At 62.9% G+C, this 18489-nt stretch carries 15 protein-coding genes; 6 read left to right on the top strand and 9 right to left on the bottom strand.

The annotated features are described in order from the left end of the window. Positions 1 to 36 precede the first annotated feature (36 nt). Positions 37 to 1563 (bottom strand): class I adenylate-forming enzyme family protein, encoded by a 1527-nt coding sequence (locus ACQY5A_RS03520; protein ID WP_428338989.1) that lies wholly within the window; start codon positions 1561 to 1563, stop codon positions 37 to 39. Between the two features lie 68 nt (positions 1564 to 1631). Further along, positions 1632 to 2396 carry an SDR family NAD(P)-dependent oxidoreductase gene (locus tag ACQY5A_RS03525; protein WP_428338990.1) on the bottom strand — a complete coding sequence of 255 codons (765 nt, stop codon included), beginning with the start codon at positions 2394 to 2396 and terminating at the stop codon, positions 1632 to 1634. A 311-nt stretch (positions 2397 to 2707) separates the two neighbouring features. On the opposite strand from ACQY5A_RS03525, the gene ACQY5A_RS03530 reads away from it, so the two are divergent. The 3 genes from ACQY5A_RS03530 to ACQY5A_RS03540 all read left to right on the top strand — a co-directional run bounded on the left by ACQY5A_RS03530 (position 2708) and on the right by ACQY5A_RS03540 (position 5878). After that, positions 2708 to 3892, top strand: coding sequence for a cytochrome P450 (locus ACQY5A_RS03530; protein WP_428338991.1), 1185 nt, complete (start codon positions 2708 to 2710; stop codon positions 3890 to 3892). 81 nt (positions 3893 to 3973) lie between these two features. Beyond that, positions 3974 to 4825: an SDR family oxidoreductase gene (locus tag ACQY5A_RS03535; RefSeq protein ID WP_428338992.1), complete on the top strand. Its 852-nt coding sequence runs from the start codon at positions 3974 to 3976 to the stop codon at positions 4823 to 4825. 48 nt (positions 4826 to 4873) lie between these two features. Beyond that, the gene (locus ACQY5A_RS03540; RefSeq protein WP_428338993.1) at positions 4874 to 5878 is read left to right on the top strand and encodes an amidohydrolase family protein; all 1005 of its coding nucleotides are present in this window, start codon (positions 4874 to 4876) and stop codon (positions 5876 to 5878) included. 108 nt (positions 5879 to 5986) lie between these two features. On the opposite strand, the gene ACQY5A_RS03545 is transcribed toward ACQY5A_RS03540, so the two are convergent. Together ACQY5A_RS03545 and ACQY5A_RS03550 are read right to left on the bottom strand one after the other, a co-directional pair. After that, positions 5987 to 6553, bottom strand: coding sequence for a cytochrome P450 (locus ACQY5A_RS03545; protein WP_428338994.1), 567 nt, complete (start codon positions 6551 to 6553; stop codon positions 5987 to 5989). Further along, a complete protein-coding gene (locus ACQY5A_RS03550; RefSeq protein WP_428338995.1) occupies positions 6490 to 7026 on the bottom strand; it encodes a hypothetical protein in 537 nt (178 codons plus the stop codon). Before ACQY5A_RS03550 ends, ACQY5A_RS03545 begins: the two co-directional genes overlap by 64 nt. Positions 7027 to 7267: 241 nt before the next feature. Between ACQY5A_RS03550 and ACQY5A_RS03555 the strand changes: the two genes are divergently transcribed. From ACQY5A_RS03555 to ACQY5A_RS03565, 3 genes are all read left to right on the top strand, one after another. Then, positions 7268 to 8500 (top strand): cytochrome P450, encoded by a 1233-nt coding sequence (locus tag ACQY5A_RS03555; protein WP_428338996.1) that lies wholly within the window; start codon positions 7268 to 7270, stop codon positions 8498 to 8500. Positions 8501 to 8784: 284 nt separating this feature from the next. Continuing rightward, positions 8785 to 10335: an aldehyde dehydrogenase family protein gene (locus ACQY5A_RS03560; protein WP_428338997.1), complete on the top strand. Its 1551-nt coding sequence runs from the start codon at positions 8785 to 8787 to the stop codon at positions 10333 to 10335. 367 nt (positions 10336 to 10702) lie between these two features. After that, a complete protein-coding gene (locus ACQY5A_RS03565; RefSeq protein ID WP_428338998.1) occupies positions 10703 to 11755 on the top strand; it encodes an LLM class flavin-dependent oxidoreductase in 1053 nt (350 codons plus the stop codon). 424 nt (positions 11756 to 12179) lie between these two features. Here the strand turns inward: ACQY5A_RS03565 and ACQY5A_RS03570 are convergent, their stop codons facing one another. The 5 genes from ACQY5A_RS03570 to ACQY5A_RS03590 form a co-directional block, all read right to left on the bottom strand. Next, positions 12180 to 13403: a dihydrolipoamide acetyltransferase family protein gene (locus tag ACQY5A_RS03570; protein WP_428338999.1), complete on the bottom strand. Its 1224-nt coding sequence runs from the start codon at positions 13401 to 13403 to the stop codon at positions 12180 to 12182. Positions 13404 to 13414: 11 nt separating this feature from the next. Beyond that, positions 13415 to 15742 carry a transketolase-like TK C-terminal-containing protein gene (locus ACQY5A_RS03575; RefSeq protein ID WP_428339001.1) on the bottom strand — a complete coding sequence of 776 codons (2328 nt, stop codon included), beginning with the start codon at positions 15740 to 15742 and terminating at the stop codon, positions 13415 to 13417. Between the two features lie 321 nt (positions 15743 to 16063). After that, entirely contained in the window at positions 16064 to 16468 is a 405-nt protein-coding gene (locus ACQY5A_RS03580) for a nuclear transport factor 2 family protein (protein WP_428339002.1), read from the bottom strand. Between the two features lie 136 nt (positions 16469 to 16604). Then, a complete protein-coding gene (locus tag ACQY5A_RS03585; RefSeq protein ID WP_428339003.1) occupies positions 16605 to 17573 on the bottom strand; it encodes an aldo/keto reductase in 969 nt (322 codons plus the stop codon). 32 nt (positions 17574 to 17605) lie between these two features. Further along, positions 17606 to 18382 (bottom strand): cupin domain-containing protein, encoded by a 777-nt coding sequence (locus ACQY5A_RS03590; RefSeq protein ID WP_428339004.1) that lies wholly within the window; start codon positions 18380 to 18382, stop codon positions 17606 to 17608. Positions 18383 to 18489: the final 107 nt, after the last annotated feature.

Raw genomic sequence — 18489 nt, forward strand, 5'->3', positions numbered from 1 at the left:
CCACCTCTGGTCGCCGGTGGTGCGTGCGTCCACCCATCAGGAACCTGCGACGCGGACACTCCGATCCGCCCAGAACGGCTCCCGAATTACTTTGCGTTGGATTTTGCCCACCGGGCTGCGTGGCAACGGGTTGTCCTGGAACACCACCTGGGTCGGCTTCTTGTATGAGCCCAACCTGGTGCTGCAGGCATCGATGATCTCCTGCTGTTCGAGCGTGGCGGCGGGATCAGCGAACACCACGGCTAGTGGCGCCTCTCCCCATTTCTCGTGTGGCACACCGACGACGGCGACTTCACGCACTCCCGGCAGTGCGGCGATGACCTGTTCGAGTTCGGCAGGCCAAATGTTGAAACCGCCCGAGACGATCATGTCGTCGACGCGGTCGATCACATAGAGGTAGCCGTGTTCGTCTAGCCTGCCGACGTCGCCGGTCAACACCCAGCCGTCCTTCAGTCGGCGCTCAGTCATCTCGTCGTCGTTCCACAACCCGGTCATCTGACCGTCACATCGGATGGCGATCTCACCGGGTTCGCCAAGCGCAACCGGGCAATTCGTTTCGTCGCGGATTTCCAATTCGGCGAAAGGCATGATCCGTCCGGCCGCCCGCAAGGGATCCGAGCCCGGTGACGGGCCGAACCATTCTCGCGGCCCCATCATCGCCACGGGTACCGCCTCGGTTTGGCCGTAGAGCTGATACATGTTGTCGCCCAACACCTCTCGTCCGGCCATCGCGGTGGGTTCACTGATCGGCGCGCCGGACACCACGACGGATTTGAGGTGCGGCAGATGCTGACGCCGTCCCCCTACCCTCGCGACGATGTCGGCGATCATCGTCGGAACGGCGAACAGGTAGGCAATCTCCTGGTCGGCCACGGTGGACAGGAACGTCTCCGAGTCGAACTTGGGGGCCAGCACGTTGCGTCCGCCGCCCAGCCAGACCGGCAGGAACATGTAGCCCGAACCGTGCGAGATAGGCCCCACGTGCAGACACCCGTCGCCGCGGTTGACCGGCGGAAGCATGTAGAACCAGTCGCGGGTGGCGCTCATCCAGGCGCGATGGGTGTACGCGATGCCCTTGGCCTTGCCCGTCGTGCCGGCCGAGTGCCGGATGATGAACACGTCGTCAAGCGACACGTCGGGATTCGGGTCAGTGTCATCTTGGGCGTCGAGCCAGTCTTCGTATTCTCCGTCCCGGACCACAACGTGCACGTCGTCGATTCCGCTGAGCTCTTCGGCGTATTCCTCTGCGGCGACAACGATATTGGTGCCGGTGTGCCCGATCATGTGCTGATGGGCGGCGGGCGAATTACGGCGGTAGAGCGGAACACGGACGAGGTTCGCTACCGCGGTGGCTAGGTAGAAGTCGCACGCCGCGATGCAGTTGTCTTCGAGTACGGCGACACGGTCTCCAGGTTTTGCGCCCAGCGCGATAAGAGCATTGGCGAGACGCACGCCGCGATCCCACGCCTGGCCGAATGTCAATGTCCGCCCGGAACTTTCGACCGCAATCAGATCGCGGTGAAAGCTCGCCGAGCGTCGCATGGCGCTTCTCACATCGAGCACGACGTCCTCCACCTCGGTTGTACTGCGCTGTAACGTGTTCGGCCGCAGGTCGGCCGCCAGCAACGTGGCTACAGAATTCTGGAGCGCCGCGCCATGAAGACCGGGGAGAAAGCTCGCCCCAGCACCTTCGCCGCCGTGCCCTTGCTGCCCACCGTCACCATCGGTTTGCCTTGAACGAGGGCACGGTATCCGGCCTGCGCGACCGCCGCGGCATCCAGCTTCTCGGTGGCATAAATCCTCTTCGTCAACGAGTTGCCGCTGAACCCGGCGACGTCTGCGGTCGCCGCGAAGTTGGACTGGAAGGATCCGGGCGCCACACACGTGAGCGTGACGCCGCTTTGCTCGAGCTCCGCGCCCAGCGCCAGACTGAACGTGTTCGTGTACGCCTTCGATGCTCCATAGGCCGCGAGCCTTACCGTGGGCGAGAATCCGGCGGACGATCCCATCACCAATATCCGGCCGGACCGGCGTTCCTTCATTCGGCGACCGAAAATCATCGACAGCTTTGTCGAGGTGATCACGTTGAGCATCAACATGCGCTCAAGCTTGGTCAGGTCGATATCGGTCGGCATCCCGTACGCGGCGAAGCCCGCGTTGTTGACCAGAGTGTCGACCTGATAGGCGTGTTCGTCGCACCAGGCCAGCAACTTCTCCGCGCAGTCAGGCTCGCAGAGGTCGGCTTGTTTGAGCACGAGGCGGCCGTCGCCGGGATCATGATCGCGCTTCAACATTGCAAGTTCATCGTCGAGGAGACTGACGGCGAGGACTCGGAAGTTGTCCGCTAGCAATAGCCGCACGTATTCACGGCCAGTACCTGCGCCGGCGCCGGTCACCAGAGCGGTGGGTGTCGACGATGAGGTATTCACGAGGTCCCTTTCCCGAACTGTCAGGTCTTCATCCGTGCGACCGCCCGTCCGTATTCGGGCGACTCGGCAGCAGGGCCACGTCCGGATTCATCGTCGTTCACCGGCGCCACTCGAAGGCGATCGCCGTTCTGAGGGTCGGAACTGGACTCGACCGGAGTGTTCACGTCCGCCGTGGTCCAGCGCCTGCATATGCGTTGTGGCGACCCAGAGTCGATCGGGTTCTGTCACGCGGAACCGCTGAATGTGCATACCTCCGCACTGCACAGAGAATTTCGACCATGACTCGAGCAGAGGAACGCCACAGCGACTGGAGCCCGCTGGCACCTGATATCGATGGGACGTATGCGCAGACCTTCGCCGACCTTCGCAAGGGTTGCCCCGTCGCCTGGACCGAGGATTTCGGCGGATTCTGGGCCCTGCTGAAACACGCCGACATCGCGTCGGCGTGCAAGAACCCAGGCACATTCTCGTCGGGCCCGCAGTTCAGCGTCCCGCACTTGGACCTGGGCTTCCCCTGGATTCCGCTACAGAGCGATCCGCCCGACCACACCAGCTACCGGTCGCCGCTGCTGCCCTTTCTCTCCAAAAGTAGGGTCGCCGAGCTGGCGCCTGAGCTTCGGAAGATCGCACGTAGCCTGCTGGAGCCGTTGCGGGGCCGGGGCCGCTTTGATGCCTCGACCGAATTCGCGCAGCCGTTCGCCGGCGAGGCGCTATGCCTCGCGTTGCGGGTGCCCGAGTCCATGTGGGCTGAGTTTCGCGGTTGGACGTCTAATATGGTCCAGGCCTTATCCGACGGCAATCTAGAGCTTCTCCTCGACATGTCCAACGCAATATCGAAGTACGTCACGCGCGAGGCCGAGAAGCGGGCCAAAAATCCCGGCGACGATCTGATGAGCGCGTTGCTCGAGGTCAGGGTGGATGGTCGCCCGCTCACGCAGAAAGAACTGCACGGCTACTACATGTTGCTGACGTCGGCCGGTCACGACACCTCGGCGAACTCTTTGGGACACGCGTTGATCCATCTCGGTACGCATCCCGAGCATCGGGCCCGGCTCATCGCCGATCCGGACCTCACCGCGGGTGCGGTGGATGAGATCATCCGCTTTTATGGCCCGTTGATCGGATTGGGCCGACGCGCCGTGCAGGATGTCGAGGTCGGCGGCCGAACCATCAATGCCGGGGAGCAAGTTGCACTGGTCTGGGCGTCTGCCTCCCGCGATGAGGACCAGTTCGAGCATGCCAACGAATTCATCCTCGACCGGCCGCCCACGCGCAACGTCAGTTTTGGATTTGGCACCCACTATTGCGTCGGGGCCGATCTGGGGCGGACTCAGCTTCGCATCGCGATCGACGCGTTCCTCGACGTCTTTCCGGACTTCGACGTCGAGGGCGATGTCGGTAGGACCATCTGGCCGACGCAGGGAATCCGATCGGTCCCTGTTGTGGTGGCCACCGCAGGCTGACGCGGTCGCTAGCTGTGGCGGCGCACACCTGAGTGCTTGGCAATTCACCTCACCCGCAGCGGCTTACGAGAGGAGACACCGTTGTCCCGGCATCAAGGCAAGATCGTATTCATCACCGGCGCGGCCCGAGGGATCGGGCGTGCGACCGCCGAATTATTCGCGGCGGAGGAGGCCTCCCTGGTGGTATGCGACATCGCCGACACCGTCTCCGCGGCCCAGGCGACCACGGCGAATTCCACAGATCTCGAGGACACCCGGCTCGCGGTGATTGCTGCGGGCGCAGATTGTCTGTCCCAAATCGTCGACGTCCGAGATCAGAGTTCCATCGACGCGGCAGTCCAGGCCACCGTCGGCAAGTTCGGCCGCATCGACGTGGCCATCGCCAACGCGGGCATCATGCTCTCCAAGCCCTTTTGGGAGGTTGAGGAACACGAGTGGCAGGCTGTCCTCGACATCAACGTCTCCGGTGTCTGGCGAACCGCCAAAGCGGTTGCCCCGCAGATGATTCAACAGCTCTCCGGTGTCATCCTGGCGACCGCGTCGGTGCAGGCCCGAACTCCGCGCCGAGGACTCGGCGCTTACACGGCGTCCAAGCACGGGCTAGCTGGGCTGATGAAGTCGATTGCGTTGGAGCTGGGCGAGTTCGGTGTCCGCGCCAACACCGTGTTGCCGGGGGCGATTCATACCCCGATGATCGACAACGACGCGGCCGGTGCGCTCAATACCTCGTCCGACGAGGAGGAAAGCCGTCGGACTGCCTTCTTCCGGCGGATGTCGGCATTGCGCGGACGTTCGGTGCTGCCGGCATCCGCGGTCGCTAACGCGTTCTCCTGGCTCGCATCCGACGAGGCGGCTGAGGTGACCGGCGTCGAACTGCCCGTCGACGCTGGATCGCTGATACTCCCCGGTTACAACGGTGCGCCGGCGCGGTAGTGACCGCTCAGCACCGGTGGCGGCATTGCGTTTCAGGAGGACGGCACCATGGATGGCTCGGACGACACCGGCTGCCGTATCGACTTTCATGCCCATGTCGTCGTTGAGTTGCCCAATTTCGCCGAGCGCTTCGGTGACCTGCGCTGGCCCACGTTCAGCACCGCCGACGGCACGGGCCGATTGAGCCGCAACGGGCAGGTGGTGCGGACGATGTCGTCCTCGGCGTGGTCTACCGCTCGTCGGCTCGACGACATGGATGGCACCGGGCTCGACCGGCAGGTCTTATCCCCAGTCCCGCCGCTAATCTGCGACTGGGGCGACGCCAGACAGGCAACTGAATGGGCCGACCAGCTGAACGCCGGAATCGCGCAGGTGGTTGCCGACCATCCGGGCCGGTTCAGCGGGCTAGGTGCGGTGCCGCTGCACTATCCCGACAAGGCCGTCGACGTTCTTCAGCGCGCGCGCGATGCGGGGTTGTCGGGGGTCGAGATCGGTACCACTGCCGGCGACCGTGAACTCGACCATGCCGATCTTCAGGAGTTCTTCGACGCCGCAGAACAATTGGACATGATTGTTTTCGTCCATCCGCTTATTCTCGAGACCGGCGCTGGCTGGTCGCAGCGGATCACCGGGCTTGCCAACAGCTTCGGTCTCGGCATGACTACCGACACAGCGATCGCCGCGAGCCGACTGGTGTTCGGCGGCCATGTGGTGCGTTGCCCGCAATTGCGCATTTGTCTCGCCCACGGTGGCGGCACCTTCTTCTGGGCGTTGTCGCGAATCGCGCGTCTGTGGGATCAAGGCGACGGACCCCGCTCATCGGACCTGACCCGAAACGTATTCGTCGACAGCGTCGTCTACGACCAGGCGAACCTGCGATACCTATGTGATCGGATCGGTTCGGACCGCATCCTGTTCGGGACCGACTACCCGCTGCCGGCGCAAGACGACCTGGGCGGGTCTATCTTGGCTGATCTGCCGGCGGCCGATGCCGCAAAGATCGCGGGATTGAATGCCGCGGCGCTGCTCGGGGTGCCGACGACCAGCCACTGACGCCGGCGGTCATCCGGCTGCGGCGCCGCTAAGAGCAAGCCAGTTAAGGTGCATGCCTGCGAACCCGTCCGCGATCTTTTCTGTGAGAACAACCTCGACTTTGCGTACTCAGTTCAGCAGCGGCGTGCCGACGGTGGAGTGACCGCGGACCACCGCAGCTCTTGTTACGTCTTGAACATGCCGTGCTGAGCGAGCCGGGGGAAACTCGACCGGCAGGCTCTGCATCGAATCGACGAGGCCCAATCGTTCAATGTCGGTGTCGACGATAGTGGGGCGGTAGTCCGGCAGGCGCTCGAGAATTCGCGTAGAGGCCAAGCGTAGCTGCGTGCGGGCCAGCGTCGCACCCGCGCACAGGTGAATGCCGTGACCGAACGTGAGATGCTTCCATTCCGCTCGATCCGGATTGAACTGCTCCGGGTCCGCGAACCTCGCCGGGTCGCGGTTGGCGGCGGCGAAGGACACCAGGACAGCGTCTCCGGTCGTCAGCCGTTGGCCGGCGAGTTCAGTCTCGACGGCGACGGTGCGGCGAAAGAAATGAAACGGCGGCCGCAGCCGCAGCGACTCCTCGAAAGCGGTGACTGCACTTTGAGCAGCGGTTTTGGCCCGAGCGATCAGACCTGGATCGTCGACCAGCCGCCGTTTGAGAACCTCGTCCTGGCCGATGCGGTAAAGCAATCTCGTCTGCGATGCCCGGGTGGTGTCTGGCCGGCGATCAGGAATCCACTGAAATAGGCCATCGCCTTCTCGGCATCCAGTTCGCGCCCCGTGACTTCTACCTGGGCGAGTACCGTCAGTGTGTCGTCCTGCGGATTCCTCCTGCGCTCCTGCATGAGTTCCATTGCGAACGAAGAAAATTCGTCGACCGCCCCTGGCTCCGCGTTCGCCGGCTGGTCCAATGCCTGCAGCAGGTTGTGGGCGACCCGCTCCATCTCCGATAGCCGCTCGTCGGGCACGCCGATCTGCTCGGCGATCGTCTGGATCGTCAGTGGGCCGGCGAATTCGCTCTTGAGGTCCGCGGAGCCTCGCTCTATGAACGAGTCGATGGGCACACCGATCCGCCGCTCTGCGATTGCGAAATGGACTTCGCTCACGGGGTTCAAACAGTGGCTACGCCTACGTCCCTGGCCGAACACCGCGGTCTCGGTCACCTCATGGGGGCCTAGCAGACTGCTGAACACGAGGGTGTCGGGGGAGGTAAGTGGGTCCTGCAGGCCGGAACATTGCGTGTACGGATCGAGACTGGATTCGGTATGTTCTCAGCGCTGCTCGCTCGACGACGCGGCTCATGCGCTCGTCTTCGGACCGGAGCCCTGATCGCATTGTTTAACGGTGCGCGGCGTCAGACCGCGATTCGAAGGATTAGTTCGACGCACGTTGGAAGGGCTTCGTATGGTCGCTGAAGCCAAAGAACACTTGGCACACGTGGGTGCGCTGATCAGCGATCCGGCCACCTATCAGCGCGACGAATGGGAGCCGCTGTTCGCGCTGCTCCGGCGGGAAGACCCCGTTCATCGCGTCCACGACAGCTTCTTCGGACCGTATTGGGCGATCACACGGTTCGACGACATCAGAGAGATCGAGGTCAATACCCAGGTATTCTCCTCCGATTCGCACTTCGGGGGTATTCAGCCCTACGATCTGCCACCTGAAGCCGCGTTGCGCACCTTCTTCATGATGGATCCGCCCGACCACACCCAACACCGTGAAGTGCTCAAGATCCTCGGGCTACCCCAAGGCGTTGCGGCGCTCGAGAACCTGATTCGCCAGAGCACGCGCGAGGTGCTTGCCGGTCTGCCCCGGGGCGACGAGTTCGACTGGACGGAGCGCGTGTCCATCGAGCTCACTTCAACGATGCTCGCGGCAATGATGGGCTACCCGATCGAAAAACGACGCGACCTCGTCTACTGGTCGGAAGTCATGACATGTTTCCTTGACGATCCCGATGCTCCGATCTCTTCGGAGCAAGAGCGCGAGGCCGAGAAACTGAGATTCGCTGAAACAATGATGACGCTGTGGGAGCAGAGTTCCAAAGAACCAGCGAGCACTAGTTTGCTGTCAATTCTGGCCCATAGCGATCTCATGAACTCACTGTCGCTTCAGGAGCGAATGGGTACGCTCCTCACCTTCCTAGTCGGCGGGAACGACACCACCCGAAACACCATGAGTGGCGGCCTTTGGGCCTTATGGGAGCATCCAGACGAGCTCCGCAAGCTGCGCGAGACGCCCACGCTCGTGCGACCGTTCGTTCAGGAGTCGTTGCGATGGCAGACTCCGGCGTTATGCATGCGGCGAAACGCGCTGCAGGACATCGACTTCAAGGGTAAAAGCATCAAAAGGGGAGACAAAGTCATTCTGTGGTACATCTCCGCCAATCGGGACGACGAGGCCATCGAACGGGCCAGCGAGTTCATCGTAGATCGGGAGCGGCCGTCCCGGCATCTAACTTTCGGCCACGGTATTCACCGCTGCATTGGAGCGCGGCTCGCCGAGGTGCAACTGGCGATCCTCTGGGAGGAATTCTTGGCGCACGGATACGAATTCGAAGTCCTCGCCAAGCCCGAGTACGCCTATTCATCCGCGTTCCGGGCCATCCGCCACCTGCCGGTACGCATAACGAACTAGTTATAACGACCAGGCAGGTGGTGAACGGCCTGGCTTGAGGACGAAGATGAGCACCTCGGGTATCGGTGTGGTGCCACGCAACCCGAACACCGCGGTCCTTATGTCTCAACGCTTTTCGCCACCACGCTGCCGCCGACGACACTGTTCGCCCGCTTCAGCACCGTCCCATCCAGGTGGACATGCTCGATGCGTCCGCAACCAGCTGATGGGCCGGCCGCACAACGCGGTTCCACTCCCCGAAAAGCGCATTGGCGCCGCTTGGAGCGAGAGCGCATCGTCTTTGGGTGAGCCAATCCGTATCCGCCGTTACACATGAGACCGATCTCCGGCCGGCGACACCCCTGTGGACGGTCGACCAGGTGTCCGAGGTGCTCGAACTGCAGCGGCGTGCGCAGCTGGAAGCCGGACCGCCCTCGCACGCCCTGCGTGTGGACCGACTTGACCGGCTCGGAGCCGCCCTTGCCGAACACGCCGACCGCATCGTTCGGGCGGTCAGTGCCGATTTCGGCAACCGGCCATTCGGTGGAGCGCTGGCTGGAGAAGTCCTTCTCCAGCTGGAAGAGATCAGAGCTACCAAACGCAGCCTGCGGGCGTGGATGGCGCCGCAGCGACCGCAACCCAAATACGTGCGTGCCGTCGGCGTGCAGGCCTGGGTCGAGCCCACCCCGTTGGGGGTGGTCGGCATCATGTCACCCTGGAACTTTCCTGTCGGGCTCTCAGTGCAGCCGGCGATCGCGGCGATCGCGGCCGGGAATCGCGTCATGATCAAGATGTCGGAGATGGCCCCCCGGACCGGCGAAGCCCTGCACACCGCGCTAGCGGAGCGATTTGGGGTCAAGGAGCTGGCCGTGGTCTGCGGCGAACTCGACGTGGCCGTGGCGTTCAGCGCCTTGCCGTTCGACCATCTGTTCTTCACCGGCTCCTCCGCGGTCGCCAAGCAGGTGTCGCGTGCTGCTGCAGCGAATTTGACGCCCGTCACTCTGGAGCTGGGCGGCAAGAACCCGACCGTCGTCGGTACCGGGGCGGACATCGCCACGGCCGCGAAGCGGATCGTCACGGCCCGCCTGGCCAACAGCGGTCAGATCTGCCTGAGTCCCGACTACGTATTCGTCCCGCGCCACCGCACCGGACAATTTCTCGACGTCGCTGAAAAAGCCTGTCGTGCAGCACTTCCGACGCTTCTCGACAACGGCGACGTATGCACCATCATCAATGACAAGCATTACCAACGAATCTGTGCGCTGATCGAGGATGCGCGCAGACGCGGCGCCGCGCTACGCCAAGTCGTCCCGCCCGGCGAGCAGATTCCGCCGCCGGCAACCCGAAGGATTCCCTTCACCCTGATCAGCGACGTCACAGCCGACATGGCGATCATGCAGGAGGAGATCTTCGGACCGGTGCTCCCGGTGATCGGCTACGACGACATCGCTGAAGTCATCGACTTCGTCAATGCGCGGCCGACTCCGCTCGCGGCGTACTGGTTCGGTCCGGACTCGCCCGCCTTCCGCACCTACGCTGCCCGTACCCGCAGCGGCGGAGTGACCCGGAACGACTTTGCGCTGCACGCGACCGTTCCGGGCCTTCCGTTTGGCGGTGTGGGATCCAGCGGAACCGGCTACTACCACGGTCGGTATGGCTTCGAGACCTTCAGTCACATGCGGGCGTTCGCGGTCTCGCCCGTGCTCTTCAGTCCCGTCGCGCTGCTCAGCCCGCCTTTCAACCCTCGCCTCGAGAAGGTACTCGCCGCGGGCATCGCCATGTGGGGGAGGCGCTTCGTCAAGCGATCGCGGCGCCGGACCAACGGCCGTGCCCGCGGCGAAAGCACGACCCGGTGACTGTCGTGAGAAAGCGTATATCCGGCAAGTGCGGAACTGTCCCCGGGGGCCAGGCCGGAGTGGGCGGATCCGCAGTCGAGTACGTGATACACGTGGCGGGCGGCCCTCGATGCAATTGTACCGGCCGACCGGGTGACTGGCGCTGAACACCAGATCCAACCAGGTGATATCACTGACCGCGATCGGCGCGGCACCGTGATATGTCAACAATCACGTTGACACACACGCCGGCGGTAGTGACCCTCGTACCACGGTCGCACGACCCCCGGGGCTGCAACCAGATCCAGCGGACCCCGGCCCGCGGCAGCCACCGGGTGCCCTCAGCCCCCTATTGCGGCCGTGTAACTCTTTCGGAAAGGCGGCGCAGATGGAGCTCGGAGTCTATTCGTTTGCCGAGACTGTGCCTTATCCCGGCGGCGATACACCGACAATCACAGCCGCTGAGCGCGTCCGCGAGATCATCGAAGAGATCGAGATTGCCGACCAGGTAGGGCTGGATGTCTACGGACTCGGGGAGCACCATCGCAAGGAATTCGCAGTATCGTCGCCGGCAGTCGTTCTTGCCGCGGCAGCCGCGCGTACCAGCCACATCCGACTCACCAGTGCCACCACGGTTCTCGGGTCGGCCGATCCGGTACAGATCTTCCAGGAATTCGCCACCCTCGATCTTGTCTCCGGTGGACGCGCCGAGATCATGGCCGGGCGCGGAGCATTCACGGAATCTTTCCCGCTTTTCGGCTACCGCCTTGAGGACTACGCACAGTTGTTCAGCGAGAAACTGGACCTGTTGCTGCGCTTGCGCGACCGCGACACCGTGTCGTGGTCGGGCAAGTTCCGGGCGGCCCTTCATGACCAGCCCGTCTTTCCTCGGCCCGTACAGCATCAGCTGCCCGTCTGGGTTGGTGTCGGAGGCAACCCAGACTCTGCTCGGCACGCCGGCGCGGCGGGTCTACCGATGGCGCTGGCCATCATTGCCGGCGACGTCCGCCGATCCGCACCACTGGCCGAGGCGTATCGCGCCGCCGCCGCTCAAGGCGGGCACTCCCAGTCCGCCCGGATCAGCATCAATTCGCACGGTTATGTGGCCGGCACGACACAGCAGGCGATTGATGACTCCTACCCGGGATTCGTCGAGGGGATGCACGCGTTCCTCGGCACCCCGCGACACATGCTGCCCAGCCGCGACCAGTATGCGCAGGAACTCGACATTAATGGTGCGCTCATTGCTGGCAGCCCAGAACAGGTCGCCGAGAAGATCATTCATCAACAGCGCCTGTTTGGGCATGACCGCACCTTGCTGCAGTTCAGCGTGGGCACCCTGCCGCACCGCCACGTGCTTGACGCCATCGAACTTCTGGGCACCAAAGTCGCACCAATTGTGCGAACAGAACTTTCCCAAAGCTCCGGGCAATCGGGCTGATCGCCGCCCGCGCCTGGTCGGGCCGTCTCGAGATAGTTATCCCATACGCTTATCCCATAAGTTGAATCAAGTCGGGCGCAAAAGGCTTGCGAGCGGGATTGTGCTTCACGTCATCGCAGCCGGCGCCGTGTATTCGAGGGTTGTGACCAACAGTCCCAATTCAGCTGTGCGCGTTATCAAGTCGTTAGACTCTAGAATCCCAAAGCGAGAAGCCAGAGCGACAGACGCGGAGTTTGAGAATAGGGAGATCTGATCGCGTCCAACCGGAATTAATAGGAATATCGCACCTCGATTGCAGAATGCTCCATTGACCTCCGGGTCAGCGGCATTTCAGCAGCGTCGAGTCGTCGACACCGGGCACCGGCACGGGCGTCGCGCCAGTCGAGCCCTGCAGCCAACTCTAACCGGGTGTGGTGCGGACGGGCTACGTGCTGCCAGACGTTGCCGGAACGTCGGGGCGATGGGCCCCGTTGAGCAACTCTTTTTCCGTGAACCCCGTTTTGAGCCGTTGTCGAACGGTGGTGAGGAACCGGGCCGCGTCGGCGCCGTCGACGACGCGGTGGTCGTAGGTGATGGAGAGATACACAACGGCGCGCACGCTGAATCCGACTGCACCGTCCGGGCCCCGCAGGGGAACCACTCTCTCGACCACGGAACCGGTACCCAGGATTGCCGATTCGGGTCGGTTCAGAATCGGCGTATCGAACAAGGCTCCTCGGCTGCCCGTGTTGGTGATGGTAAAGGTGCCACCCGTCAGGGCGTCGGGACTTATCGTTCCGGCGCGTACGTGGTCTGCCACCTCGGCAATGCCGGCGGCCAATTCCGCGATGCTCAGCCGGTCGGCATGGCGGATGACCGGGACGATCAATCCTTTGGGACCGTCCACGGCGATTCCGAGATTTACGCTGTGGTGATAGGTGATTTCGGTGCAATCCGCGTTGACCGAGGCGCTGAGAACAGGGTGCTCGGCCAGGGCTTCCACGGTTGCCTTGGCGAAGAACGGCAGAAATGACAGTTTGGTGCCGGTCGCCTTCTGGAATTCCGCTTTGTGCGCGGTGCGCAACGTGCTGATGCTGGTTACGTCGGCTTCAACAACGGTGGTGAGCTGGGCAGAACCGTGCAGTGACTCCATCATGCGTCGGGCGATCGTTTGACGGATCCTGGGAAGCTTTTCGACTGAGGTATCGGCGCCGTTCGTCACCGCGGGAGGCGCCGTGGCAACCGAGACGGACGGAGTGTCAATGGGGGTGTCGGTCTCGGCCGGTCCATCGGAGGCAGCACTCTGGGCGGCCGCACTCCCGGATGGGGTGGCAGCTTCAGCCGTCACGGGTTCGGGCTCCGCCGTCATAGGTTCGGGCTCCGCCGTCACGAGTCGGGGCTCTTCGTCGGGCTGCGAGGCGGGAGCGGTGGTGATGGTGGCAAGGGCTGCACCGACTTCCACGACGTCGTTCTCTGCGACGAGAATGGTGGCGACGGTGCCCGCGTGCGGCGAGGGGATCTCGGTATCAACTTTGTCGGTCGCGACTTCCAACAACGGCGTTTCGACCTCCACCGTGTCGCCTGGCTCGACGAGCCAGCGCGTAACGGTAGCCTCGGTGACGTCCTCGCCCAGGGATGGCAGGATTATAGTGAACTCCGCGTCTGTCATGTTTTTCCTACTCACTCGGCGAGATCGAGCGCGGCGCGCACGATTGAATCGGTATCAATCTCGTGGTACCGGTACACGTCGTACAAATCGCCGACCTGTCCGAATCGGCTGACGCCTAACGACTTCAACGGGACACGATTGATTCCGGCGAGGAAGGCCAGGGTGTGGGGGTGTCCATCGAGAATGGTGATCATCGGCGCGGCACGTTGAGCCGGGAAGATCTGGTCGAGGATCCAGGAGGGTTGGTCACCCCGGCCTTGGCGAGCCTGAAGGGATTCGAACAGCAATCCAGGATTGGTAACGCAGACTACCTCGGCGGCGAGCTTCATCTCTGCAAGCCGATCTGCCGCCTCGATTGCTTCGGTGACCATCGCGCCGACAGCCACGATGCACACCGCTGGGTTCACGCACGGACGCAGCGTGTACCCGCCGGCGATGACCTGGCGGCGACGGCGCTCCCGAGCTGCAGGATCGGTGGGCAGATCGGCGAGGTCCTGGCGAACGGGCCGGGTGGACAGCCGCAAGTAGGAAGATTCACCGTCCGGGCGGCCCAGCCGCGAAATGCAGTGCAGCAGTGTCCATTCGACTTCGATGGCGAATGCGGGTTCGTAACTGATGCAGCCGGGTTGCTCAAGCCCGATCGAGGGTGTCTTGATCGATTGATGCGCACCCCCCTCGGCCGCTAGCGTGACTCCTGCCGGGGTTCCAACAAGAATGGACTGGCCACCGGCATAGATGCCGTAGGACCAGGGCTCCAGAGCTCGCTCGACGAAGGGGTCGTACAGCACGCCGATGGGAAATAACGGTTGTCCCCAGCGACTCCAGGTGGCGCCGAGCTCCCCGAGCAGCCCTACCAGGTTGGTTTCGGCGATCCCGAGTTCCATATGTTGGCCAGTCGGCCTCTCGCGCCAATGCAGGATGGTTTCACGGTCATCGTCGAACCAGTTGTGGCGTTCGTCGGGTGACCAAATACCCACCTTGTTGAGCCAGCCTGCGAGGTTAGTGCTCGAGCTGACGTCGGGGCTTACGGTGACCACTCGCTTGGCCACCTCGGGGGCCTCGCGGCTCAGGTCGAGCAGCGTTCGGCCCAACGCCGCCTGGGTTGTGGTGGTGGCAAGCGGAGTGCGGCCGATTTCGGTGGGCACCGTTGGCGGCACTGCGATTGTCGGCGCGGTGCGGCGCAGACGCTGCGCGGCCGCTAAGCACAGTTCACCGGCCAGGGACTGGGCATCAAAGCGCTGCCAGGGTCGTTCGGGATCATTGCCCAGGGTTTCTGCCAGGTGCTGGAATTGCTCGACGGAAAGAAGCGAGGAATGGTTCTGGGGGTGTCCTTGGGTCGGCAGCCCGTACCCCTTGATGGTGTAAGCGATGATGACCGTCGGCCGGGAATCGTCGATCTCCGCGAACGCCGACCGCAGCGTGTTCAGGTCGTGGCCGCCCAGGTTGCCGATGGCTTTGATTAGGGTGGCGTCATCGAGTTGCGCTATGAGTTCGTTGATGGCCTCGGCATCAGGCTGCTGGGCGGGCAACCGCCGGCGCAGTTCGTCGGCCGTGCAGCGCAACAGCCGCTGGTACTCGGGATTGGGCATCTCCACAATCCTGCGACGCAGCGCCGATCCGCCCGGACGGCCGAAGAGCTGTTCGAGCAACCGGCCGAATCTGACTGGGATGACCTGCCATCCCGCCGCGGAGAACATTGATTCCATCCGCCCGGCCGCGATGTTGGGCACCACCCGGTCGAGGGACTGACGGTTCATGTCGATGATCCAGACGATTTCGCCAAGCTCCTGGACAGCCGGATCCAGAATCGCTTCCCAGACCGCGCCCTCGTCGAGTTCGGCATCACCGACTAGCGAGTATTGACGGCCCGACCCGGTGCTGCCGAAAGCGGCGTCGACATAACGACGCGCGATCACGCCCCAGATTGGTGCGGTGGCGCCAATCCCCACGGACCCGGTCGAATAGTCCACCGGGTCTGGATCCTTGGACCGACTCGGATAGCTTTGCAGGCCGCCGAACTGCCGCAGAGTCGTCAGGTAGGACTCGTCGAGTGTGCCGAGCAGGTAGTTGATCGCATGCAACACGGGTGAAGCGTGCGGCTTGACCGACACGCGGTCGCCGGACTGTAGCTGCTCGAAGTACAGCGAGGTCATGATCGACACCATTGATGCGCAGGAGGCCTGATGACCGCCGACTTTCAGCCCGCTGGGATTTGGTCGAACGTGGTTGGCGTGATGGATGATTGCGGTCGACAGCCACAGCACGCGTGCGGCGATTTCATCGAGTGCCGGTTCCCTCTCGGCCTTGGCGGCTGGCACATTGGGCTGGATTGTGGTCATCGTGACTCCCTGTATGCACGCTCGCTGCATGTGACGACTGGTTCTTGCCGACGGTCTCGGCAAGATGGGAAGGGATCGGTGGCTCCGGTCAGAGCAGGCCGGACAGGCCGATGCACATTTCGGTCAGCAAACCGTTCCCGAAACGGTCGAACCCGGAGAAATTGATTTATTACCAAGGGCTGGTCAACGCCTTGGCTTCAACAGGAAGATCGGAGCAGGATGCACCGGCCACCGATGTCCATCACTTCGACCTGCCGCGATCTCGCGCTGTGACGGGCGACGGAGGCTCATGACGAAAATTGGACCGCGCGGCACGATTACTCAACCGAGCGCGGAGAGGTCGACATAGACGCGGTAGCCCTTGATGAGGTCGTCGGTGTTGAAGGTAAGGACGACCGCGGCCGGATATTCGCTTGTCGTGTCGTCGAGCTGGACGTACCGCACCCGCAGTTCAACGACAACAGTGCGCTGAGCAAGGTCTGTGTAAAAAGAATTGAGGGTGTGTCGAACGCTCTTGACTGCGTCTTTGTGCAGGGCAGCAAATTCCAACATCGCGTCAAGTCCCTTGATGGGCGCGTTGTTGGCGAATCGGAATTCTATGTCTCGGCTCAGATAGTCGCCGAACGATGCGAATTCCCAACGATCGGAAAGCGCGAAATAATCGGTGATCTGGCGCGCCCACCTTACCTCTGAGGTTTCCTCAAGGGTTGCGTCGTCGATAGTCACGAAGCATCCTTCCATAATGGCAACGAGCGTCATGGTGGTCAGTTGGTGTCGCTCGCTCCACAGCAGCGTAGGGTCCCGCACCCTTCTCAGTCAACACTGATGTTGATCGGGCGAGCAGATCGCCCGCTAAGCAGCTTTACTGCAGTGAACTGTGGGAGTAAGCGGCGCCGAGGCGCGTGACTTGCTCCGCGGTTAAGGCCAGATCCGCCGCCGGAAGTATCCCCTCGAGTTGGGACACTGTGCGTGCGCTCGTGATTGTTGCGGTGACGTGGTCTTGGGCGAGCAACCAGGCCAGGGATACTGCGGCGACCGTGGTCTGGTGAGCTTCGGCGACGTCGTCGAGTACTGCCAGCAGCGCTATGCCGTGTGCATCAAGGTAGAGCGTCGGGTTCGCCGGGCGCGCCTCGGCGGCGGTGCGGACGCTGTCCGTCGTGGTGCCCGGCCGATACTTTCCAGTCAGGAACCCGGCCGCCAACGCGTAGTAGGGCATCACGGATAGCCCCAACTGGTCGACTACGCTGGCATGCGTTGTCTCGAAGTCGCGTTCGACCAGGCTGTAGAGCGATTGAGTGGCCGCGAACCCAGCGAGATGCTCACGCTGGGCGATCGCGGCTGCCCTGGCCAACCGCTCTGCGCCGAATCGAGAAGCAGCGATGTAGCGCACTTTTCCCGCGCGGACGAGCGCGTCGAGACCCGATAGGGTCTCTTCCAGCGGGGTGTCAGGATCGTCGGTATGGGCGTACAGCAAATCAATCGTATCGACGCCCAGCCGCTTCATGCTGGCCTCGGTATACCTGCGGATGTTGGAGGCGGTCAGTCCGCCGGTCATGCCGTCGAGGCACCCGATTTTTGTCGAGACCACCATGCGGTCCCGGCAGCGTCGCTGCCGCATCCACTCGCCGATGATGGTTTCTGATTCACCGCCGACGTTGCCCGGCAAGAATTTCCAGTACACATCCGAAGTATCAAAGAAATTTCCGCCGCCTTCGGCGAACGCGTCGAGTACGACGAAGGCCTCATCTTGGGCCACGGTCCATCCAAAGACGTTGCAGCCCAGGCAGATCGGAAAGACCTCGAGGTCGGTGTGGGCAATGGCGCGCATCATTTTCCAGGGGGAGCGACGGCTGGCGGAGTGGCTCAGGTTCGGGCGAACTGGACGGGAACCGTCCATTCGGACGGGGGCACCGACGCCGGCGGCTCCGGCGTGATGATCGTCAGATGACGTTCGGGGCGATCCTCGGCGTTCCATACGCGATATGGCGCCCCGGCGGGTACCACCACCAGATCGTGGCGGTTGGCGGTGTGAACTTCACCGCTGACGTCGACCGTCAGTGCTCCTTCTAAAACGAACCAGAACTCATCGAAGGGATGCACGCTGTAACCCTCCGGAGCAGGGCAGGGCGCGACACGGGTGACCGCTATCATGCCGTGCTCGGAGCCGCTGGCGCGATTTGCGAGCACCTGCACTTCGAGCCGGCCGCCGGGAACACTGGACCACCCATCTGGGCGCACGGGGGTCAGACAGTTTGGCGGGGGCGGCGCCTGAAGGTCCGAACAGAGTTCCTTAATGGGAATCAACTTCCCACCGCTGGCCGGAACCGGCGCAGGCAAGAGAATCTCCATCTGGACGACTTCGTCCACTCCCTCGTTGAGGGCGTAGTGGGGGAGCCCCGCGGGGATTCGGACCAAAGTGTCGGCCTGTGCATGCACCTTGTCGATGCCCAGCTGTACGTCGGTGGCGCCACTGAGAACGAAATAGAATTGGTCGAATCGATGCGTGTGCAACGGATCCGCGACAGTGCCGGCGGGAATGCCTCCCTTGACAACCGCGCAGTTCTCCAGGTGAGCCATGAACTCGGGAGAGTGGGTGCCCGGCTCGGTTGGGATGTCGTCAAATCGTCTTAGCACTCGCATGGATGTCCTCCTCGACAGCAATAATGAATGTGTTCGAGAGATGAGTCAACAACTATGTTGATCACTATAGATACCGAGTTGCGCTTAGTGACCCGTGCCATCAGGCG

Source organism: Mycobacterium sp., from assembly GCF_965277065.1.
Taxonomy (GTDB): domain Bacteria; phylum Actinomycetota; class Actinomycetes; order Mycobacteriales; family Mycobacteriaceae; genus Mycobacterium.